The following is a 20,163-nucleotide window of genomic DNA, read 5'->3' as shown; positions in this document are numbered from 1 at the left end:
GAGACAGATCATGGCATGGACACGTGATGAAATGGCGGCGCGCGCCGCGCGCGAGCTGCAGGACGGCTTCTATGTGAACCTGGGCATCGGCCTGCCGACGCTGGTGGCCAACCATGTGCCGCCGGGCGTCGAGGTCTGGCTGCAGTCGGAGAACGGACTGCTGGGCATCGGTCCGTTCCCGACCGAGGAAGAGGTCGACGCGGACATGATCAATGCCGGCAAGCAAACCGTGACCACGCTGCCGGGCTCGTCGATCTTCTCGTCGGCGGACTCGTTCGCGATGATCCGCGGCGGCCATATCAACCTGGCCATCCTCGGCGCGATGCAGGTCAGCCAGAAGGGCGACCTCGCCAACTGGATGATCCCGGGCAAGATGGTCAAGGGCATGGGCGGCGCGATGGACCTGGTGGCCGGCGTCGGCCGCGTGGTGGTGCTGATGGAACATACCGCCAAGAAGAAGGACGGCAGCGAGGACCTGAAGATCCTGGAGGCCTGCACGCTGCCGCTGACCGGCGTGGGCGTGGTCGATCGGATCATCACCGACCTGGGCGTGATGGACGTCACGCCCGAAGGGCTGAAGTTGGTCGAGACCGCACCGGGCGTCAGCCGCGAGGAAATCCAGAGCAAGACCGGCGTGCCGCTGCTGTAAGGGCTCGGTCCACGCGACCGCGTCGGCGCGACCGGCGTCAGCCGGGCAGCAAGCCCCGCCTCGTATCGAGGCGGGGCTTTTTGTTTTTGGGCCGCGCGGGGGGGCGTGCCATCGGGGCCGGCGCGGACGCCATGGCGCTGCCGCCGAAAGCGAAAGGATTCTTGGGGACCAAAAGCGCGGGGAGGGGATCCGGACCACAGTGCGGCCGTGCCGCGTGCCGGCACGCCCAACGACTCCCGACTCCCGACTCCCGACTCTCGACTCCCGGCTCCCGGCTCCCGGCTCCCGGCTCCCGACTCCCGACTCCCGACTCCCGACTCCCGACTCCCGACTCCCGGTCCCGACTCCCACTCCCGACTCCCGGTCCCTGCCATCATGCCCCTGCAATCTTCCTCTGCCATTTCGCCCGCTGCTCCGGCAGCGCCCGGCGCCGATACCCGGACGGGTGCTGCGCATGCCGATCCATCCGTATCGGGCATGCTGCCGATCCCCACCCAGCCCGCGTCCGCTTCTCCATCTGCCGCCGCGCCCGACGCCACGGCATCCATCCGCCTGTTGCCCGGCGATTCCCTGATGCATATCGTGGGCCTTCTCGATGCGCCGTCGCGGCGCGCGCTTGCCGGCGCGGACCGGCACATGCGCGCCTTGCTGGCGCCACTGCGCCGGTTCGACCGCCTGTATGCCACGATCCGCTGGACCCATTCGAGCGAGCGGCTCGCCGGGCTGCTTGGCAGCCTCGCCGGCGAACCGGCGCAGCAACGCGGCATCCTGCTGCGCGGCGTGGTGGAGCGGATTCCGCGCTTCAGGAGCGTTTCGCGGTTGCTGTCGGTGCAACTGATCGATCAGATCGCGCGGTTGCCCGCCGCCGAGAAAGCCGGGCCGCTGGTCGCGCTGGCCGCGCAGCTCCCCCGCGATCCGGAACTGGAGCGACGCATGCTGGCGCTGGCCGAACAATTGCCATCAAGCATGCGTGGCCAGGTGCTGGGACAGTGTCTGAAGTCCTTCTGCCCGGCAACGACGCCCGCGGGCTTCGAGCAATGGATGGCGACCGCCGATGCCTTGCCGCCCCAGGGCGCGAGCCGCCTGTTGGAGGCGCTCGTTCATGTCGCCGCGCGGCATGGGCAACTGAGCGAAGGGTTGGCGCTAGCCGTGATCGAGCGGGTCCGCGCGCTGCGCACCAGCGACGGCATGCCGGCACCCTGCCAGGCATGGGTGCTGAACAAGCTGGTCGATGAACTGAATCTGGTGGTGGAGGCCGGGGGCGGGGCGAAGTCCCGTCTGGTGGTTTGGGATGCCATGCTCGAGACCGCTCGGGCCGCGCTCCAAGGCGGGCACTGGCCCCTGCTCGTGGCCGTGGTGCTGCACCGCTGGCTGCGCGGCGGGAACGTGCCATCGGCCGACCGGTCCCGCCGCATGGCGCAGCTGACAGCGCTCTATGCGGGGTTCAGGGCGGAGAAGCTGTTGGCAGCGGCAGCCGGGCAGGCGGGCCCGGTCATGCACCCGATGTGGTCGGTCCGGCAGGCGATCTCGATCGACCGATGCTTCGCCGAAGCCGCCGAACTGGACGCCGCGACCCAGGCGGCGCTATTCACCGAGTACTCCCATCTGTTCGTCACCATGCCAGGCGTCGAGCCCCACGATGACATCGCGCGCGATCGCTTCCTGCTGGGGCTGCAGCACATCGATGCGTTGAAGCCGGCGTCCTTGCGCGTCGGGCCGCTGACGAAGTGGGGGGAAGCGCTGCAGCTTTCGGAGGATGCGGCGCTGTGGATGCGCTTCACGGAAGCTGCCCATGCGCTGCCCGTCGAGGACCGCGCGACCGTGCTGATGCAAACGATATCGGCACCTCACTCGCGGACAGGGTTTTGGGTCCTGCTGGAGCAGACCGCGGTGCTGCCGCCCGCGCTCGGTGGGCCGCTGCTGGGCGGGCTTGCCTTCAGGGTGATGGGGGAAGACGCAGACGAGCAGCAGAGGCGGGCACAGGTGCTGATCGCGCTCGCATCGAAATGGCCGCCTCTCGCCTGCCCGGATTTCGTGGTGAACGCGATGTCCACCGCGGGGTTTCTGAAGGGGGACGCCAGCCGGATGCTGCGGCAGTTCGCGACGGACATCGTGCAGCGCCTGCCGCTGGCGCGGCGCGCAGGGGTCCTGGCGGTGATTGCCACGCATCGCAGCCCCGAGGCGAAGGGCTGGGTCCTCGAGCAGTTGCCCGCGCTGGCCGATGACCAGCAGCGCTTTGCGGTTCCCGGCGAGCCGTTGCAGCCCTATCGCGCCGAGATCGTGCGCAGAATGATTCTCGCGCTGGGCGTGGGCGACATACCGACGGAAACCCAGTTCCGCGCGCTGTGGCCATCGTTACGCGAGGCATTGGACGGATTGGAGGCGGAGGCGCGCGGCTCGGCCGTCGCCGCTTTGGGCAGCCTGCTGACAGCACTGCCAACCGCGTTGCGCGACGACGTGGAGCAAGCCCTGGCGACCCACCGTGCAGGGGACCGGCCGGCGCAGCCGCCATTGCCCGCCGGGGCGCCAGGCAGCTGAGCCGCGTGCTTGTCCAGGCGGTCTAGTGCTGCGCCGCCGGGCGAGCGGGATAACGCGCGAACACCGACGCGCCGCCGTCGGCGCGCACCAGCAGCACCGAGTAGGGATCGACCCGCGGTCCCTGCTCCATGCCCGGCGAGCCGATCGGCATGCCGGGCACCGCGAGGCCGACCGCCTTGGGGCGGGCCGCCAGCAGCTTGCGGATCTGCTCGGCGGGCACATGGCCTTCTATCGCATAACCCTCGACCACGCCGGTGTGGCAGGAGCCGAAACGCTCCGGCATGCCAAGGCGGGCGCGGTGCACGCCGGTGTCCTCGACGTCGTGCACCTTGACCGCGAAGCCATGCTCGCGCAGATGCGCGACCCAGCCGTCGCAGCAACCGCACAGCGGGCTCTTGTAGACCTCGATCGGGGTTTTTGCCGCTGCCGCCTTTGTGGTCGGCGCGGCGGGGGCGGGGGTGGCGGCCCGGGCCAGCGGTGCCAGGCCGGCCGACAGGGCGGCGCCGCCGATCAGGCCTTTCAGAACGTCTCTTCGCTTCATCGCTTGTCCGTAGGGCGCGCCATCACTGCGCGACCCAGCCTCCATCCATGTTCCAGATCGCGCCGCGCACCTGGCGCGCGGCATCGCTTGCCAGGAAGACCGCCAGCGCGCCCAGCTCGTCGGGCGTGACGAACTGCCCCGAGGGCTGTTTCTCCAGCACCAGCTCGCGCTTGGCCTGCTCGACGGGAATGCCCTCGCGCTCGGCGCGGGCCTCCACCTGCTTCTGCACCAGCGGCGTCAGCACCCAGCCCGGGCAGATCGCATTGGCGGTGACGCCGGTCTGCGCGGTTTCCAGCGCGGTGACCTTGGTCAGCCCGACGATGCCGTGCTTGGCGGCGACATAGGCCGATTTCTGCGCCGAGGCGACCAGGCCGTGGGTCGAGGCGACGTTGATCACGCGGCCCCAGTCCTTGCGCTTCATGCCGGGCAGCGCCAGCCGCGTGGTGTGGAAGGCCGAGGTCAGGTTGATGGCGATGATCGCGTCCCAGCGCTCGATGGGGAAGTCCTCGATATTGGCCACATGCTGGATGCCGGCGTTGTTGACGAGGATGTCGACGCCGCCGAACTCGCTGTCGGCATAGCGCATCATGTCCTCGATCTCGTCGGCCTTGCTCATGTCGGCGCCGTGATAGCCGACGCGGATGCCGCTGCCGGCCTGCTCGATCTGGCGCCTGGCGCCGTCGGCGTCGCCGAAACCGTTGACGATCAGATGCGCGCCCTGCGCGGCCAGCGCCTGGGCGATGCCCAGACCGATTCCGCTGGTCGAACCGGTCACCAGCGCCGTCTTGCCCTTCAGCATATGAGCCTCCGTGGAGAAATGGGGTGCAATGCGCCGTGCCGCCGCGGCACGGTCGTCGTTGCTGTCGCATTGTAGCGCTGGCGTACAATCGGGCTTTGCCCAGCCGGCGCCGCTGCCGCGGCGTCATGCGCGACGCTCATGTGTCGCGGTTTTCGTCGTGCGCCATTGCCGCGCCTTATTCGCGTTCCTCGCGCAGGGAGTCAAGATGTCAGCCAGTCCGCGCCTCGGCTTCGTGCAGTGCATCAGCCCCGCTGGCCTGCACCGCATGGCGTACCACGAGTGGGGCGACCCCACCAATCCGCGCGTGCTGATGTGCGTGCACGGCCTGACCCGCACCGGCCGCGATTTCGACGAGATCGCGCGCGCGTTCAGCGGCGAATACCGCGTGGTCTGCCCGGATGTGGCCGGCCGCGGCCGCTCCGACTGGCTCGCCGATCCGCGCCGCTACATCGTGCCGCAGTACGTGTCCGACATGGTGACGCTGATTGCGCGGCTGAACGTCGAGCAGGTGGACTGGTTCGGCACGTCGATGGGCGGACTGATCGGCATGGGCCTGGCCGCGCTGCCGAAGAGCCCGGTGCGCAAGCTGCTGCTCAACGACGTCGGTCCGCGCATCGCCGCCTCGGCGCTGGAGCGGATCGGCTCCTACCTGGGGCTGCCGGTCCGGTTCAAGACCTTCGAGGAAGGCCTGGCGTACCTGCAGACCATCAGCGCCTCGTTCGGCCGCCATACGCCGGAGCAGTGGCGCGAATTGAACGGCGCGATCCTGAAGCCGGTGCAGGGCGCCGAGGGCCTGGAATGGGGCCTGCACTACGATCCGGCGCTGGCGGTGCCGTTCCGCGAGACCACGCCCGAGATGGCCACCGCCGGGGAGGCCGCGATGTGGCGCATGTTCGAGTCGATCGCGGTGCCGGTGCTGGTGGTGCGCGGCGCGCAGTCCGACCTGCTGACGCGCGAGACCGTCGCCGAGATGGTGGCGCGCGGCAAGCAGGTGCGCTCGGTCGAAGTGCCGGACGTGGGCCATGCGCCGACCTTCGTCGATCCGGCGCAGATCGCGATCGCGCGCGAATTCTTTGTCGGCACGGCCGGGGCCTGAGCCCCGCGCCGCGCCAATAACCCAGAGCAGCGCAGGCTGCATCCATACAACGAACGATGAGCACGACCGCATTGAAACGCGCCCATGTGGGCAAACGTCTTTCCGAATATGCCGTCTACAACGGCGTGGTCTATCTGGCCGGCCAGGTGCCCGAGGTCGATCCGGAGGCCGATATCCGCGGCCAGACCCGCGAGGTGCTCGGCCATATCGACCGGCTGCTGGCCGAGGCGGGCAGCGACAAGACGCGCATCCTGTCGTGCCAGATCTTCCTGACCGATATCGCCGATATCGGCGCGATGAACGAGGTCTGGGACGAATGGGTGCCGCAGGGCAATACGCCGCCGCGCGCGACGGTCGAAGCGAAGCTGGCCAATCCGAAGTACCGGATCGAGGTGGTGGTCACCGCGGCGCTCAGTTGAGCGCCGCGCGGCAAGGCGTATTGATTCGCGTATTGAATCGCGCATTGATTTGCGCATTGATCTGAATGGCGTGGCAGGGGCAGCAGGGGAAGTGGTGACATGGTGACGTCCACCGACGCGACCGGGCAGATTGCCGGCACGCCGGACGCGGGCCTGGTCGAGCAGGCGCTGGCGTATGCGCGCGAGCATGGCGAGGCGGTGGCGCTGCCCACCGGCGAGAGCGTGCTGTCGCATGCCGAGGGGATGCTGCGCATCCTCGACGGCCTGCGCATCGACGACGCCGCGCGCGCCGCCGCCTGCCTGTTTCCGGTGGCGGCCTTCGTGCCGGAGACCGAGGGCGAGATCGCGGAGCGCTTCGGCGACGAGGTCGCGCGCCTGGTCAAGGACGTGCGCCAGCTGCTGCGCATCGGCGCGATCGCCGTCAATCGCGGCGACACCGTCGAAGCGCCGTCCTCGCGCAACGAGGCGCAGGCGCGCCACGAGCAGGTCGAGGCGCTGCGCAAGATGCTGCTGGCCTTCGCGCAGGACATCCGCGTGGTGCTGGTGCGCCTGGCCTCGCGGCTGCAGACGCTGCGCTGGCTCGCGCAGACCAAGAACGCGCCGCTGCCGGGCGTGGCGCGCGAAACGCTGGACATCTACGCGCCGCTGGCCAACCGGCTCGGCATCTGGCAGATGAAGTGGGAGCTGGAGGACCTGGCCTTCCGCTTCGAACAGCCGGACACCTACAAGCGCATCGCGCGGCTGCTCGACGAGAAGCGCATCGAGCGCGAGGGCTATATCTCGCAGGCCATCGAACGGCTGCAGCGCGAGCTGGCCGCGGCGGGCATCCGCGCGGAGGTCAGCGGCCGCCCCAAGCACATCTACAGCATCTGGAAGAAGATGCGCGGCAAGGATCTGGACTTCGCCGATCTCTACGATGTGCGCGCCTTCCGCGTGATCGTCGACGACATCAAGGACTGCTATGCGGTGCTCGGCATCGTGCACCACGTCTGGCAGCCGATTCCGCGCGAGTTCGACGACTACATCTCGCGCCCCAAGGCCAACGGCTACAAGTCGCTGCACACGGTGGTGATCGGCGACGACGGACGCGCTTTCGAGGTGCAGATCCGCACCCACGAGATGCACCACTTCGCCGAATACGGCGTGGCCGCGCACTGGCGCTACAAGGAGGCCGGGGGCAAGGGCTACAGCGGGCAGTTCGCCGCCAACGAGAGCTACGACGAGAAGATCGCCTGGCTGCGGCAGCTGCTGGCGTGGAAGGACGATGCCGACCACACGGTGGCGCACGACGAGTCGCCGTGGGAGCAGCTCAAGCATGCGGCAATCGACGACCATATCTACGTGCTGACGCCGCAGGCGCGCGTGGTGGCACTGCCGCAAGGTGCAACGCCGGTCGACTTCGCCTACTACCTGCATACCGACCTGGGGCATCGCTGCCGCGGCGCGCGCGTCGACGGCGCGATGGTGCCGCTGAACACGCCGCTGAAGAACGGCCAGACGGTCGAGATCGTCGCGGTCAAGCAGGGCGGGCCGTCGCGCGACTGGCTGAACGCGGATCTCGGCTACCTGGCCAGCTCGCGGGCGCGCGCCAAGGTGCGCGCCTGGTTCAACGCGCTCGATTCGCAGGAGACCATCGCGCAGGGCCGCGTGCTGATCGACAAGACGCTGCAGCGCGAGGGCAAGACCGCGGTCAACCTGGACGTGCTGGCGACGCGGCTGGGCTTCAAGACGCCCGACGAGCTGTACGCGGCGGTGGCCAAGGAGGAGTTCAGTCTGCGCCACGTGGAGCAGGCGCTGCGCCATCCGGAAGGCGAGGGCGCGCCGCAGGTCAGCGAGGAAGAGGCGGTCACCAAGAAGAGCCGCGCCACCAGCGTCGCGCGCGGCGCCAAGAGCGGCGTGCTGGTGGTCGGCGTCGATTCGCTGATGACGCAGATGTCGCGCTGCTGCAAGCCGGCGCCGCCCGACGACATCGTCGGCTTCGTCACGCGCGGACGCGGCGTGTCGATCCACCGGCGCCAGTGCCACACCTTCCAGCAGCTGGCGGCGCGCGCGCCCGAGCGCATCATCCAGACCGAATGGGGCAAGAAGAGCGACGCGGTCTATCCGGTCACGATCCACGTCGAGGCGATCGACCGCCAGGGGCTGCTGCGCGATATCTCCGAGGTGCTATCGCGCGAGAAGATCAACGTCACCGGGGTCAAGACGCTCAGCAGCAAGGGCGTGGCGCGGATGCAGTTCACCGCCGAGGTGGCGGAGGCCACGCAGCTGCAGCGCGCGCTGGGATTGATCGAAGAGGTGTCCGGGGTGTTGCAGGCTCAAAGAAAGTGATGCTATACTTGCGGCTTCGCTAGGCTCGTAGCTCAGCTGGTTAGAGCACCACCTTGACATGGTGGGGGTCGTTGGTTCGAGTCCAATCGAGCCTACCAACGAATTGCAGTACCGAAGACAGCAGCACCCAGACATTTCACCGAAGGACATCCAGACGCCATGGTTATGACACCGCGAACTACTACCGCTGACAAGCGACAGTAGGTCGAGGTGCGTCTTCGTCCCAGGTCGCCCGGAACATCGGGTCGATCGATTGGGTGAAATTATGAAAAACGCGGCCTTGGCCGCGTTTTTTTTCGCCTGTCGCCTGCCAGCACCCTGATAAGCTGCCGGTCGCCCGGTCCCGTGCGGGGCGGCCAGTCGAGAAATATTCATCCGCCCGAGGCAACGACCCTTGCCGGCGGATTCCCTGTAAGAGGTCCAAGATGATCGCAATCACGCTGCCGGATGGCTCCCGCCGCGAGTTCCCCGAACCCGTCACGGTTGCCCAGGTCGCGCAGAGCATCGGCGCCGGCCTGGCCAAGGCCGCGCTGGCCGGCAAGGTCGACGGCAACCTGGTCGATACCAGCTACCTGATCGACCGCGACGCGTCGCTGGCCATCGTCACGGACAAGGATCCGGAGGGCGTCGACATCATCCGCCACTCCACGGCCCACCTGCTGGCCTACGCGGTCAAGTCGCTCTATCCCGACGCGCAGGTCACGATCGGCCCGGTGATCGAGAACGGCTTCTACTACGACTTCGCCTACAAGCGTCCCTTCACGCCGGAAGACCTCGCCGCCATCGAGAAGAAGATGGCCGAGCTGGCGAAGAAGGACGAGAAGGTGTCGCGCGAGGTGTGGGATCGCGACGAGGCGGTCAAGCTGTTCGAGTCGATGGGCGAGAAGTACAAGGCCGAGATCATCGCGTCGATTCCCGCCGGCGAGGAAATCGGCCTGTATCGCGAAGGCGAGTTCGTCGACCTGTGCCGCGGCCCGCACGTGCCGTCCACGGGCAAGCTCAAGGTCTTCAAGCTGATGAAGGTGGCCGGCGCCTACTGGCGCGGCGACGCCAACAACGAGATGCTGCAGCGGATCTACGGCACGGCCTGGGCCCGCAAGGAAGACCAGGACGCCTACCTGCACATGCTGGAGGAGGCCGAGAAGCGCGACCACCGCAAGCTGGGCAAGCTGCTGGACCTGTTCCATCTGCAGGAAGAGGCGCCCGGCATGGTGTTCTGGCATCCGAAGGGCTGGCAGATCTGGCAGGCGGTCGAGCAGTACATGCGCGGCCGGCTGACGGAGGCCGGCTACAGCGAAGTGCGCACGCCGCAGGTGATGGACCGTTCGCTGTGGGAGAAGTCCGGCCACTGGCAGAACTACAAGGAAAACATGTTCGTCACGGAGTCGGAGAAGCGCGACTACGCGATCAAGCCGATGAACTGTCCGGGCCACGTGCAGATCTTCAACCACGGCCTGCGCTCGTACCGCGACCTGCCGCTGCGGCTGGCCGAGTTCGGCTCCTGCCACCGCAACGAGCCGTCCGGCGCGCTGCACGGGCTGATGCGCGTGCGCGGCTTCGTGCAGGACGATGCCCACATCTTCTGCACGGAAGAGCAGATCGTTGCCGAGGCCAAGGCCTTCAACGACCTGGCCTTCTCGGTCTACGACGACTTCGGCTTCAAGGATGTGGCCGTCAAGCTGTCGCTGCGCCCGGAGCAGCGCGCCGGTTCCGACGAGGTGTGGGATCACGCCGAGGAAGGGCTGCGGATGGCGCTGCGCGCCTGCGGTGTGCAGTGGGAGGAACTGCCGGGCGAGGGCGCCTTCTACGGCCCGAAGGTCGAGTACCACATCAAGGACGCGATCGGCCGCTCCTGGCAGTGCGGCACGCTCCAGCTCGATCTGGTGCTGCCCGAGCGTCTGGGTGCCGAGTTCGTCTCCGAGGACAACTCGCGCAAGCGCCCGGTGATGCTGCACCGGGCGATCCTGGGCTCGTTCGAGCGCTTCCTGGGCATCCTGCTGGAAAACCACGCCGGCGCGCTGCCGGCCTGGCTGGCCCCGGAGCAGGTTGTGGTGATGAATATTGCAGATTCGCAGGCGGAATATGCGGAAAACGTCGTGCAACTGCTGCAAAAACAAGGGTTTAGGGCCAAGGCGGATTTGCGTAACGAGAAAATTACGTATAAAATCCGCGAGCACTCGCTGCAGAAGGTGCCGTACCTGATCGTGGTCGGCGACAAGGAGCGGGATGCCAATCAAGTGGCCGTGCGTGCCCGTGGCAACGTGGATCTGGGTGTGATGCCCGTCTCCGCGTTCGTGGAGCGTCTGAACAACGACGTTGCCACCAAAGCCTGATGGGAGCACGGCTTGTTTTTTTCTTCTTGAGGTAACGGAACATCGCTACGGACAAAGGTCATCGCATCAACCGCGAAATCAGCGCGCCCGAAGTGCGCCTGGTAGGGGTTGATAACGAACAGCTGGGCATCGTCAAATTCATGGACGCACTGCGGCTGGCAGAAGACAAGGACTTGGATCTGGTGGAGATCGCGCCCAACGCGGCTCCTCCCGTGGTTCGCATCATGGACTACGGCAAGTTCAAGTACGAGGAAGCCAAGCGCGCCCACGAGGCCAAGCTGAAGCAGAAGATCATCCAGGTCAAGGAAGTCAAATTCCGCCCTGGCACGGATGACGGCGACTACAACGTCAAGCTGCGCAATCTGAAGCGATTCCTGGAAGAAGGCGACAAGACCAAGATCACGTTGCGTTTCCGTGGTCGCGAGATGGCCCACCAGGAAATCGGCGCGCGCATGCTCGAGCGGCTCAAGAGCGATCTGGAGGAGTTTGGCCAGGTCGAGCAGATGCCGAAGATGGAAGGCCGCCAGATGGTCATGGTGCTGGCCCCCAAGAAGAAAAAGTAAGCCAAGGTTTTGCGTGGCGTGCGGGCGCCGGTTGTGCGCCCGGACGACGCGCGAACACAGCGCGGGCCGCTCGCGGCGCCGTGCAAAACAAGTGGATGCGGGTCTTGCAAGCGTCGGCGTCAGCCGTCCACCTGCATGCATGTCATAGAGCTGGAGTTTTTCATGCCGAAGATGAAGACCAAGAAAAGCGCTTCCAAGCGCTTTACTGCGCGTCCGAACGGTTCGTTCAAGCGTGGCCAGGCCTTCAAGCGTCACATCCTGACGAAGAAGACCACCAAGAACAAGCGTCAACTGCGTGGCACTCAGGACGTCCATGAGACGAACCTGAAGTCCGTTCGCGCGATGATGCCCTACGCCTAACCCCTGACGAAAACGAAAGGAGAGTTTCATGCCTCGAGTCAAACGTGGGGTCACCGCACGGGCCCGCCACAAGAAAGTCATCGACGCTGCCAAGGGTTACCGCGGCCGTCGCAATAATGTCTATCGCATCGCCAAGCAGGCGGTCATGCGTGCTGGCCAGTACGCATACCGCGATCGTCGCAACAAGAAGCGCGTGTTCCGCGCCCTCTGGATTGCACGTATCAACGCGGCGACGCGTGAGCATGGCATGACCTACAGCGTGTTCATGAACGGTCTGAAGAAGGCCTCGATTGAGCTGGACCGCAAGGTGCTGTCGGACATGGCGATTCACGACAAGCCTGCCTTTGCCGCCATCGTCAACCAGGTGAAAGCCGCCGTTGCCTGATGCCGGTTCCGGTCGCGCGAGCGACCGGGCGCATGCACCGACCGCAAGGTCGAAAGCGGCCTCCGCCAAGGGGTCGCCGAAACGGGGCTCCGAATCGAGTCCCGTTTTTTTTTGCCGGTCCTGCCGTGTGCGGGGCCGGGAGCCATACACCATTCATCGCCGACCACCGCCATGTCACTGGATCCGGACCAAATCGTCGCCGACGCGCAGGCCGCCTTCGCCGCCGCCAACGACAACGCCACGCTGGAAAACGAGAAAGCGCGCTTTCTCGGCAAGACCGGCGCGCTGACCGAGCTGCTCAAGGGCCTCGGCAAACTGGACCCGGTAGCCCGCAAGGAGCAGGGCGCCCGCATCAACCAGGCCAAGCAGCAGGTTGAGGCCGCGCTGCAGGCGCGCCGCCAGGCGCTGGCCGACGCGCTGATGAACGCCCGGCTGGCGGCCGAGGCGATCGACGTCACGCTGCCCGGACGCGCCGTCGCGCGCGGCAGCCTGCATCCGGTCATGCGCACCTGGGAGCGCGTCGAGCAGATCTTCGGCTCGATCGGCTTCGACGTTGCCGACGGTCCGGAGATCGAGACCGACTGGATGAACTTCACGGCATTGAACAACCCGGACAACCACCCCGCGCGTTCGATGCAGGACACGTTCTACGTCGACGGCCGCGACAGCGACGACAAGCTACTGCTGTTGCGCACGCATACCAGCCCGATGCAGGTCCGCTATGCGCGCATGCACGTCGAGAAGTACCGGGGCAAGGCGATGCCGCCGATCAAGGTGATCTGCCCCGGCCGTACCTATCGCGTCGACAGCGACGCGACCCATTCGCCGATGTTCAACCAGGTCGAGGGCCTGTGGATCGGCGAGAACGTCAGCTTTGCCGACCTGAAAGGCGTCTATACCGATTTCCTGCGCAAGTTCTTCGAGCGCGACGATATCCAGGTGCGCTTCCGCCCCTCGTACTTCCCCTTCACCGAGCCGTCGGCCGAGATCGACATGGCGTTCGAGGAAGGCAAGAACGCGGGCCGCTGGCTGGAGATCTCCGGATCGGGCCAGGTGCACCCGAATGTCATGCGCAACATGGGGCTGGACCCCGAGCGCTATATCGGCTTCGCATTCGGCTCGGGGCTGGAGCGGCTGACGATGCTGCGCTATGGCATCAATGACCTGCGCCTGTTCTTCGAAGGCGACGTGCGTTTCCTGCGCCAGTTTGCGTGAAGGCCTCGGGCGCGTGTGTTCGCCGCGCCCGGCCTGCAACTCCGAACGGCCTTAGCGTCATCGTCGAACCCTGGCGGCGCCATGCCGCCGCCCACAGCATACCCACCGGATCAGTAGCGCCATGCAATTCTCGGAATCCTGGCTTCGTACCTTCGTCAATCCCGACAATCTGACCACCGACGCGCTTTCGCACCGCCTGACCATGGCCGGGCTGGAAGTCGAGGAGGTCGGGCCGGTCGCGCCGCCGTTCGACAAGATCGTGGTCGCCCGCGTGCTGGCCACCGAGCGCCATCCGAACGCCGATCGCCTCAACGTCTGCCAGGTCGATGCCGGCACCGGCGAGACGCTGCAGATCGTCTGCGGCGCGCCCAACGTCAAGCCGGGCATCCTGGTGCCGTGCGCGCTGGTGGGCGCGGTGCTGCCGCCGACCGAAGCGGGCGGCAAGCCGTTCGAGATCAAGGTCGGCAAGCTGCGTGGCGTCGAGAGCTACGGCATGCTGTGCTCGGCGCGCGAGCTGAAGCTGTCCGAGGACCATGAAGGGCTGCTGATCCTGCCCGAGGACGCGCCGGTCGGCGAGAACATCCGCCGCTACCTGGACCTCGACGATCAGGTCTTCGTGATCAAGCTGACGCCGAACAAGGCGGACTGCCTGTCGATCCACGGCGTCGCGCGCGAAGTGGCCGCGCTGACCGGCGCGCCGCTGACGCTGCCGGCGATGGAGCCGGTGGCGGTCACGATCGACGACCGTCTGCCGGTGAAGATTTCCGCGCCGGATCTGTGCGGCCGATTCAGCGGCCGCGTGATCCGCGGCGTCAATGCCCGCGCCGCGACGCCGGCGTGGATGGTGCAGCGGCTCGAGCGCGCCGGCCAGCGCAGCATCTCGGCGCTGGTCGACATCTCGAACTACGTGATGCTCGAGCTGGGCCGTCCCTCGCACGTGTTCGATCTGGACAAGATTCACGGCGGGCTCGACGTGCGCTGGGGCCGCAAGGGTGAGCAGCTGAAGCTGCTGAACGGCAATACCGTCGAGGTCGACGAGACCGTCGGCGTGATCGCCGACGACAAGGAAATCGAGAGCCTGGCCGGCATCATGGGTGGCGACAGCACCGCCGTGACGCTGGACACCACCAATATCTATCTGGAGGCCGCCTTCTGGTGGCCGCAGGCGATCCAGGGCCGCGCGCGCCGCTACAACTTCTCGACCGATGCCGCGCATCGCTTCGAGCGCGGCGTCGACTATGCGACCACGGTCGAGCATATCGAGCGTATTACCGCGCTGATCCTGCAGATCTGCGGCGGCCAGGCCGGCCCCGTCGACGATCAGGCGGTCAACCTGCCGCAGCGTCCGCCGGTGCGGCTGCGCGTCGTGCGCGCCGAGCGCGTGCTCGGCATCGCGCTGAACCCCGCCGAGATCGCCGACGTGTTCCAGCGCCTGGGCCTGCCGTTCACGCAGGGCGAGGGCGCCGAAGGCACCGTGTTCGAGGTCACGCCGCCGAGCTATCGCTTCGATCTGGAAATCGAAGAGGACCTGATCGAGGAAGTCGCCCGCATCTACGGCTTCGAGCGCATTCCGGCGCGGCCGCCGGTGGCCGAGAGCGAGATGCGTCCGACCGGCGAGGCGCGCCGTTCGACCCATGCAGTCCGCCATGCCGTTGCCGCCCGCGACTATCAGGAGGTGATCAACTTCGCCTTCGTCGAGGAGAAGTGGGAGCGCGATTTCGCCGCCAACGACAATCCGATCCGCCTGCTGAATCCGATCGCCAGCCAGCTGGCCGTGATGCGCTCGACGCTGATCGGCGGGCTGCTCGACAAGGTCCGCTACAACCTCAATCGCAAGGCCGCGCGTGTGCGCCTGTTCGAGGTCGGCCGGGTGTTCCTGCGCAATGCCGGCACCGGCGATGGCGGCCTGACCGTGGCCGGCTACGATCAGCCGATGCGCGTGGCTGGCATCGCCTGCGGCCCCGCCTTCGAGGAGCAGTGGGGCGTGCCGACGCGACCGGTGGACTTCTTCGACATCAAGGGCGATGTCGAGGCGCTGCTGCATCCGCGCCAGGCGCGCTTCGAGCCGGTCTCGCATCCCGCGCTGCATCCGGGCCGCGCCGCCACCGTGCTGCTCGAGGGCAAGCCGATCGGCGTCATCGGCGAATTGCATCCGCAGTGGCTGCAGGCCTATGAGCTGAGCAACGCGCCGGTGCTGTTCGAACTGGACCTGGATGCGGTGCGCGACATCGGTCTGCCAGGCTACACCGAGATCTCGAAATTCCCGGCCGCCGTGCGCGACCTGGCGCTGGTGGTCAAGCAGACCGTGCGCGTGCAGGACCTGACCGATGCGATGCGCGCCGCGCTCGACAAGCAGGGCTTCGGCCGCTATCTGCAGAGCCTGGTGCTGTTCGACGAATTCCGCCCGAAGGCCGCTTCGGCGGTCATTGGCGCGGACGAGAAAAGCCTTGCCTTCCGCTTGACCTTGCAAGATACTGGGGCGACCCTCCAGGACGAGACCGTCGACAGCGCCGTGCGCTGCATGGTCGAAGCCGCCACCGCCGCCTTCGGCGCCCGGCTGCGCGGCTAGCCACAGCCCGAACCCTGAATGGGCCGCCCGGGCACCCGCATCCGGGCGGCAGACTGACGAGATGAACGACCAACACGCGACTCTGATGACCGCAGCAGCATTGGGCGAAGCTGGCGACCGGCACGCGGCTACGCAGGCGGACGAAACGCCGGAACCGCGCGTCACCGAGGTCCCGACCCTGACCAAGGCCGAACTCGCCGAGATGCTGTTCGATCAGGTCGGTCTCAACAAGCGTGAATCGAAGGACATGGTCGAAGCCTTCTTCGACGTGATCCGCGAAGCGTTGGAGCAGGGCGACAGCGTCAAGCTGTCCGGCTTCGGCAACTTCCAGTTGCGCGACAAGCCGCAACGCCCCGGCCGCAATCCGAAGACCGGCGAAATCATTCCGATCACCGCCCGCCGCGTGGTGACCTTCCACGCCAGCCAGAAGCTCAAGAGCCTGGTGGAGGAACGCGCCGGCCTGGCGCCCAGCGACTGATTGACCTGACTTACCGCCCTGGCTGACTGACCGTCGATAGCCATCCCGCGCGGTCCATTGCCGCTGCCGCGGCCAGTCTGTATGCTGCTGCTGCGCGCCGAATCGGCGCCATTCCCCTCCAACCACCGCCGGCCCGGCCTGAAACCCGTCCGTCCACTGCATGTCGGATAAATCGAGCGAGCGCATCACGTTGCCGCCCATTCCCGCCAAGCGCTATTTCACCATCGGTGAAGTGAGCGAACTGTGCGCCGTCAAGCCGCACGTGCTGCGCTATTGGGAACAGGAATTCACGCAACTCAAACCCGTCAAGCGGCGCGGCAACCGGCGCTACTACCAGCACCACGAGGTGCTGCTGATCCGCCGCATCCGCGAGCTGCTGTACGAGCAAGGCTTCACCATCAACGGCGCGCGCAACCGGCTCGACGAAGGGCGCCATCACGCCGAACCGGCCATGCCGGAAGAAGCCGCGCCGCTGCCCTCGGCGAGCACGGGCATCGCACCTGCGGCGTCCGTATTGACGGTGGATGTTCCCGCCTTGCGCGGCGAACTGATCGAGGTCCAGCACGTGCTTGCGCAACTGAAGCAGATCGCCGCCAAGGACTAAAAAATGCGCTCCACCGCCTATTCATTTCGGTGGGGCTTCTGATATACTCTTGTGCTTTCGGGGCGTAGCGCAGCCTGGTAGCGTACCTGCATGGGGTGCAGGTGGTCGGAGGTTCAAATCCTCTCGCCCCGACCAGAATAAAGCCCGCATAATCAATCGGTTATGCGGGCTTTTGCTTTTGGAATGGTAGCGGCTTATCGGCAGGTAGTTAGAAGGTTTCTAATTAAGCCTGTTTGGCGTGGCCCGCCGGCAAATGCAAGTGGACGACCGACACCGGCACCTCTCGCTGCTTGATGTAATCCTCAGTCGTAGCGCGATCCGTGTGGACTCCGGCGACCTGCAGCGCATCGAGGTCATAGCCAGCCCGTTTCGCATCGGTCATCGCCTTCGCGCGGATGTCCTTGATCGTGTACTGCTTGTCAGCGAGTTTTGCCCGAGCCATCGCCTTCCTCCATGCTTGCAGGCATGCCTTCGCGGTCTTGGGCTGTCCGTCCTGGTCAAGGATGACATAGTCGTCGCTGATCGACTGCACCTTGACCCGTCGGCGCAGCTCTTCCGCGCGTTTCAAGACGGCTTCGATCTCTGGCGTGATGGGCCAGTCCACCGCCGCGCCGCTGCTGTCCTCGGTCTTGGTCGGGAGGAAGCGGATCAGCCGCGTCTGCCAGTCGATCTGCGACAGTCGGAGCAGCCGAATGTCCGTCGAGCGCTGCATGGTCAGATAGCATAGGTCGATGAGCACTTGCATTTCGGGACCGGTCGGCACCTTGGCGGTGACGGTCTCCAATTTGCCTCGCAAGCGACGCTCATAGGTGTACGTCAGCAGTGCCTCTCGAATGGCCATGAAGTGATTGTCGGGCATGTAGGTAGACCTGGGCTTAGGCTTCTTCACCTTGACCTCACGGCATGGGTTCGTGGCGACGTGACGTCGCAGGACAGCCCAAGTGAAGAACTTCGATAGCCATCCCTTCATGGCGCGCTGCGTGGGGACCTTGTCTGCCCAGTTTCCTTCGAGGAAATCCACCACGGACGCCGCGTCGACTTGCTCGATGTCGAAGGCCTTGAATGCCTTGCGGACGTCCTCGCCGCGGCGCTTCCATTCGTCGCGGAACGAGTCGGCGTACTTCCCGGCTTCCTGGTCCATGTAGATCGCAACCAGACGCGACATGGTCCCCTCGGTGCCGTCTATCTCGACCTTCCGCTTTTCCTCCGCGAGGCGATGAAGCATCGTCGTCTCGCCCTCCTCGATGCGAGAGAGGCGGATCCATTTCCGGTCCGTCGGCCGCACCCAGTAGAAGCTCCCGCCCTTGGTGTAGACCCAACGTGGCAAGCCGTCAGAACGCGATCTCCTGCGGCCCTTCATGCGGCTCTCCGGAGCGGTTGAAGCGCAGGGCGCTCCGCCGCCTGTCCGGCGGTGGCCGGAAGCACGCCGGCCCGCTTTGCCTGCAGCGCCTCGAATGCCGACCAGCTCATGATGATCCGGCCGTCGGCCCGCTGAACGGGCGTCACGCCGAAATGCCGCTGGAACCAGACCACCTGCAGCTTGTGCCGCTTCAAGCCGGTCACGTCGCGCAGGTCCTGCTCGCTCATCAATCTGTTGTCCATTCCTTCGCCTCTACTGCTCCGCGCCAGGTAGGGTTCGTCCCACTCCGATGCCGATCGCGCCGACCAGCATCCCGAGCCCTGTTTCGTCGCGCGCGGCCATCGCCTCAGCGATCTCTTGCTCCGTCGCGCTCGCAGCCATAAGGGATTCGTGGAACGCCTGCCAGTCGGTGAAGGTGGCCGCCGACTCGGCCGGCTGTTCAGCCGCCGGCGCGATGCCGGCCCTCATGTTCCAGTTCGCCTCCGGACAGCTCGCGCCGCACGTGTAGCACTTGACCACCTTGTATTGGTTCCGCGACGGGAACTCGGTCACCTCGATCTCGCCCTTTTCGCCGTCGTCGCCGCAGAAGGGGCAGGCCAGCAGGTCGTCAGGCATCGTTCGTTCCTCCAACTTCCATTTCGGCACGGCGCATGGCGGCCGTCAGCTCTGCCATGGCATCGTGCGAGCCGCCGCGGTCGGGGTGCACATCTTGCGCTCGCCGGCGATACACGGCGCGAATCACGCTGATGTCGCGCTCGCCCGGCGGCACGCCGATGATCTCGCGCCAGCTCCGGGCGGCGGCCGGTGACGGCAGGGCCGTAAATCCAGTAAAGGCGCGATCGAGGATCTGTGCACCGCCGTGCCGCTCAATCGCCCGCATCGCCTCCAGCGTGGCGGCGATGGCGGCTAGGTTGTCCGCCACGGTGGTGTACCGGTCGATCGCCATGACGCGCCGTGCGCCGCTGTGCGCCTGCCAGTAGACGGCGACGCCGGGGTCATCCGGCTCGCGCGCGCCGGAGCGCGGCAGTCCGTCGAGCCGGGTAGGCACGTTGGTGCTGATCACCGTGTCGTTCTCGCCAACGCCGAGCCGCTCGAGCTCGACCAGCACGCGCCGCACGCCGTCGCTGACGGTCAGGGCCTTCTTGGTGATCCACGATGACTCGCCGCCGTCGGAATACCGGACAACCCGCCGATCGTTCTTCGCGAAGCGGGCCTCGGTGCGCTGTGCAGCAGTCTTGCGGGGCCAGCCGGTCGGCCAGGCCAAGGGGTAGCGCGTCATACGTCGATCCTCCGAAACTCGACAACCCACACCCAGGGATTTGCACCCCACGCGCCGGCGCCGTTGAGCTCTTCCCATAGCAGCGCGAAGCTCCGCTCTGGATGCTTGAGCCTGCGGCCGAGCTGTTCGCCTGTCTCGCCGGTGGGCGGATAGGTATCCCTGATTGAGCCCGGATCGAACATCCCTTCCGCGATGGCATCGTCGTAGGTGATGTCCTGCAGCCGCTCGACGCGCACACCGGTGACTTCCAGCACCAGGCGGCACGCCGCGCGCGGCATGTGGATGCTCGGCTTCCAAGCGATCGCGTCTGCCGGCGGAACGTTATCGAAGCCGGCGGGCACGCACGCCGGATAGTCCGCGCGGTAGACCGTCGGGCCGGGGTCCAGCGCGGCCGGCTGCGCCCACGTCTCGCGGACCCACAGCCGATCGCCACGCTCGCCGTAAGGACAGGGCTGCGCCCATCCACCGAGCAGACTGCCGCCGTCGCAGGGATAGAAGACATCGCGGTCGCTGGGGTAGTGATAGATGCCGACTGCTTTCGTAGCAGCCGGCGGCTGTGGCTTCACGACGAGCCGCGTCTGGGTCTTCCGGCCGTCCAAAATGGCGCGCACCATGGCGCCGGAGAAGAGGATGGGGCGTTCTTTCAC

Annotated in this window: 20 protein-coding genes and 2 tRNA genes; 15 read left to right on the top strand and 7 right to left on the bottom strand. The window is 66.6% G+C overall.

Translation table 11 applies throughout. The features are described from left to right. Positions 1–10: 10 nt before the first annotated feature. Positions 11–649, top strand: a complete 639-nt coding sequence (locus K7G19_RS21240) for a CoA transferase subunit B (protein WP_149319238.1) — start codon at positions 11–13, stop codon at positions 647–649. A gap of 477 nt (positions 650–1,126) precedes the next feature. Then, positions 1,127–3,187: a hypothetical protein gene (locus tag K7G19_RS21235; RefSeq protein ID WP_226109064.1), complete on the top strand. Its 2,061-nt coding sequence runs from the start codon at positions 1,127–1,129 to the stop codon at positions 3,185–3,187. A 22-nt stretch (positions 3,188–3,209) separates the two neighbouring features. Here the strand turns inward: K7G19_RS21235 and K7G19_RS21230 are convergent, their stop codons facing one another. After that, the gene (locus K7G19_RS21230) at positions 3,210–3,728 is read right to left on the bottom strand and encodes a DUF411 domain-containing protein (protein ID WP_226109061.1); all 519 of its coding nucleotides are present in this window, start codon (positions 3,726–3,728) and stop codon (positions 3,210–3,212) included. Between the two features lie 22 nt (positions 3,729–3,750). Then, positions 3,751–4,527, bottom strand: coding sequence for a 3-hydroxybutyrate dehydrogenase (locus tag K7G19_RS21225; protein WP_149319234.1), 777 nt, complete (start codon positions 4,525–4,527; stop codon positions 3,751–3,753). A 205-nt stretch (positions 4,528–4,732) separates the two neighbouring features. Here K7G19_RS21225 and K7G19_RS21220 point away from each other — a divergent pair, with 205 nt between their 5' ends. The 13 genes from K7G19_RS21220 (at position 4,733) to K7G19_RS21160 (ending at position 17,012) form a co-directional block, all read left to right on the top strand. After that, positions 4,733–5,623: an alpha/beta fold hydrolase gene (locus K7G19_RS21220; RefSeq protein WP_150082172.1), complete on the top strand. Its 891-nt coding sequence runs from the start codon at positions 4,733–4,735 to the stop codon at positions 5,621–5,623. Between the two features lie 56 nt (positions 5,624–5,679). Then, a complete protein-coding gene (locus K7G19_RS21215; RefSeq protein WP_149319232.1) occupies positions 5,680–6,042 on the top strand; it encodes a RidA family protein in 363 nt (120 codons plus the stop codon). Positions 6,043–6,141: 99 nt separating this feature from the next. After that, positions 6,142–8,370 carry a bifunctional (p)ppGpp synthetase/guanosine-3',5'-bis(diphosphate) 3'-pyrophosphohydrolase gene (locus tag K7G19_RS21210; RefSeq protein WP_226109059.1) on the top strand — a complete coding sequence of 743 codons (2,229 nt, stop codon included), beginning with the start codon at positions 6,142–6,144 and terminating at the stop codon, positions 8,368–8,370. Between the two features lie 21 nt (positions 8,371–8,391). After that, positions 8,392–8,468 (top strand) — tRNA-Val (locus K7G19_RS21205). 327 nt (positions 8,469–8,795) lie between these two features. Beyond that, a complete protein-coding gene (thrS, locus tag K7G19_RS21200) occupies positions 8,796–10,703 on the top strand; it encodes a threonine--tRNA ligase (protein WP_150082174.1) in 1,908 nt (635 codons plus the stop codon). Between the two features lie 41 nt (positions 10,704–10,744). Next, positions 10,745–11,266, top strand: coding sequence for a translation initiation factor IF-3 (gene infC / locus K7G19_RS21195; protein ID WP_149319229.1), 522 nt, complete (start codon positions 10,745–10,747; stop codon positions 11,264–11,266). Positions 11,267–11,428: 162 nt separating this feature from the next. Further along, positions 11,429–11,626, top strand: a complete 198-nt coding sequence (gene rpmI, locus K7G19_RS21190) for a 50S ribosomal protein L35 (protein WP_006575466.1) — start codon at positions 11,429–11,431, stop codon at positions 11,624–11,626. A gap of 28 nt (positions 11,627–11,654) precedes the next feature. Then, on the top strand, positions 11,655–12,011 hold the full coding sequence (rplT, locus tag K7G19_RS21185; protein ID WP_006575465.1) for a 50S ribosomal protein L20: 357 nt from the start codon (positions 11,655–11,657) through the stop codon (positions 12,009–12,011). 177 nt (positions 12,012–12,188) lie between these two features. Next, positions 12,189–13,226 (top strand): phenylalanine--tRNA ligase subunit alpha, encoded by a 1,038-nt coding sequence (pheS, locus tag K7G19_RS21180; RefSeq protein WP_226109196.1) that lies wholly within the window; start codon positions 12,189–12,191, stop codon positions 13,224–13,226. 121 nt (positions 13,227–13,347) lie between these two features. Then, positions 13,348–15,795: a phenylalanine--tRNA ligase subunit beta gene (gene pheT / locus K7G19_RS21175; RefSeq protein WP_226109057.1), complete on the top strand. Its 2,448-nt coding sequence runs from the start codon at positions 13,348–13,350 to the stop codon at positions 15,793–15,795. Positions 15,796–15,856: 61 nt separating this feature from the next. Next, positions 15,857–16,273, top strand: coding sequence for an integration host factor subunit alpha (locus K7G19_RS21170; protein WP_149319226.1), 417 nt, complete (start codon positions 15,857–15,859; stop codon positions 16,271–16,273). A 160-nt stretch (positions 16,274–16,433) separates the two neighbouring features. Next, positions 16,434–16,877 carry a MerR family transcriptional regulator gene (locus K7G19_RS21165; RefSeq protein WP_226109054.1) on the top strand — a complete coding sequence of 148 codons (444 nt, stop codon included), beginning with the start codon at positions 16,434–16,436 and terminating at the stop codon, positions 16,875–16,877. A gap of 58 nt (positions 16,878–16,935) precedes the next feature. Further along, positions 16,936–17,012 (top strand) — tRNA-Pro (locus K7G19_RS21160). A gap of 88 nt (positions 17,013–17,100) precedes the next feature. Here K7G19_RS21160 and K7G19_RS21155 read toward each other — a convergent pair. Genes K7G19_RS21155 through K7G19_RS21135 form a run of 5 tightly spaced genes read right to left on the bottom strand, consistent with a single transcriptional unit; the run spans position 17,101 to position 20,163 of the window. Further along, positions 17,101–18,237: a tyrosine-type recombinase/integrase gene (locus tag K7G19_RS21155; protein ID WP_226109052.1), complete on the bottom strand. Its 1,137-nt coding sequence runs from the start codon at positions 18,235–18,237 to the stop codon at positions 17,101–17,103. After that, on the bottom strand, positions 18,234–18,464 hold the full coding sequence (locus tag K7G19_RS21150) for a DUF4224 domain-containing protein (RefSeq protein WP_226109050.1): 231 nt from the start codon (positions 18,462–18,464) through the stop codon (positions 18,234–18,236). The genes K7G19_RS21155 and K7G19_RS21150 overlap by 4 nt, the downstream gene beginning before the upstream one ends. A 25-nt stretch (positions 18,465–18,489) precedes the next feature. Beyond that, positions 18,490–18,852: a hypothetical protein gene (locus tag K7G19_RS21145; protein WP_226109049.1), complete on the bottom strand. Its 363-nt coding sequence runs from the start codon at positions 18,850–18,852 to the stop codon at positions 18,490–18,492. Continuing rightward, the gene (locus K7G19_RS21140) at positions 18,845–19,516 is read right to left on the bottom strand and encodes a hypothetical protein (protein ID WP_226109048.1); all 672 of its coding nucleotides are present in this window, start codon (positions 19,514–19,516) and stop codon (positions 18,845–18,847) included. Before K7G19_RS21140 ends, K7G19_RS21145 begins: the two co-directional genes overlap by 8 nt. Then, positions 19,513–20,163, bottom strand: coding sequence for a hypothetical protein (locus tag K7G19_RS21135; RefSeq protein ID WP_226109047.1), 651 nt, complete (start codon positions 20,161–20,163; stop codon positions 19,513–19,515). Before K7G19_RS21135 ends, K7G19_RS21140 begins: the two co-directional genes overlap by 4 nt.

The sequence above is a fragment of the Cupriavidus sp. DB3 genome (genome assembly GCF_020418465.1).
Taxonomy (GTDB): Bacteria; Pseudomonadota; Gammaproteobacteria; order Burkholderiales; family Burkholderiaceae; genus Cupriavidus; species Cupriavidus cauae.
Note: the sequence above shows the minus strand (reverse complement) of the source record. Positions and strands in the feature narration are given on the sequence as shown.

Excerpts from the sequence above, each read along its gene's own strand:
- K7G19_RS21240 (WP_149319238.1), top strand. The coding sequence starts at position 11 with ATGGCATGGACACGTGATGAAATGGCGGCGCGCGCCGCGCGCGAGCTG.
- K7G19_RS21235 (WP_226109064.1), top strand. The coding sequence starts at position 1,127 with ATGCTGCCGATCCCCACCCAGCCCGCGTCCGCTTCTCCATCTGCCGCC.
- K7G19_RS21230 (WP_226109061.1), bottom strand. The coding sequence starts at position 3,728 with ATGAAGCGAAGAGACGTTCTGAAAGGCCTGATCGGCGGCGCCGCCCTG.
- K7G19_RS21225 (WP_149319234.1), bottom strand. The coding sequence starts at position 4,527 with ATGCTGAAGGGCAAGACGGCGCTGGTGACCGGTTCGACCAGCGGAATC.
- K7G19_RS21220 (WP_150082172.1), top strand. The coding sequence starts at position 4,733 with ATGTCAGCCAGTCCGCGCCTCGGCTTCGTGCAGTGCATCAGCCCCGCT.
- K7G19_RS21215 (WP_149319232.1), top strand. The coding sequence starts at position 5,680 with ATGAGCACGACCGCATTGAAACGCGCCCATGTGGGCAAACGTCTTTCC.
- K7G19_RS21210 (WP_226109059.1), top strand. The coding sequence starts at position 6,142 with ATGGTGACGTCCACCGACGCGACCGGGCAGATTGCCGGCACGCCGGAC.
- thrS (WP_150082174.1), top strand. The coding sequence starts at position 8,796 with ATGATCGCAATCACGCTGCCGGATGGCTCCCGCCGCGAGTTCCCCGAA.
- rpmI (WP_006575466.1), top strand. The coding sequence starts at position 11,429 with ATGCCGAAGATGAAGACCAAGAAAAGCGCTTCCAAGCGCTTTACTGCG.
- rplT (WP_006575465.1), top strand. The coding sequence starts at position 11,655 with ATGCCTCGAGTCAAACGTGGGGTCACCGCACGGGCCCGCCACAAGAAA.
- pheT (WP_226109057.1), top strand. The coding sequence starts at position 13,348 with ATGCAATTCTCGGAATCCTGGCTTCGTACCTTCGTCAATCCCGACAAT.
- K7G19_RS21170 (WP_149319226.1), top strand. The coding sequence starts at position 15,857 with ATGAACGACCAACACGCGACTCTGATGACCGCAGCAGCATTGGGCGAA.
- K7G19_RS21165 (WP_226109054.1), top strand. The coding sequence starts at position 16,434 with ATGTCGGATAAATCGAGCGAGCGCATCACGTTGCCGCCCATTCCCGCC.
- K7G19_RS21155 (WP_226109052.1), bottom strand. The coding sequence starts at position 18,237 with ATGAAGGGCCGCAGGAGATCGCGTTCTGACGGCTTGCCACGTTGGGTC.
- K7G19_RS21150 (WP_226109050.1), bottom strand. The coding sequence starts at position 18,464 with ATGAGCGAGCAGGACCTGCGCGACGTGACCGGCTTGAAGCGGCACAAG.
- K7G19_RS21145 (WP_226109049.1), bottom strand. The coding sequence starts at position 18,852 with ATGCCTGACGACCTGCTGGCCTGCCCCTTCTGCGGCGACGACGGCGAA.
- K7G19_RS21140 (WP_226109048.1), bottom strand. The coding sequence starts at position 19,516 with ATGACGCGCTACCCCTTGGCCTGGCCGACCGGCTGGCCCCGCAAGACT.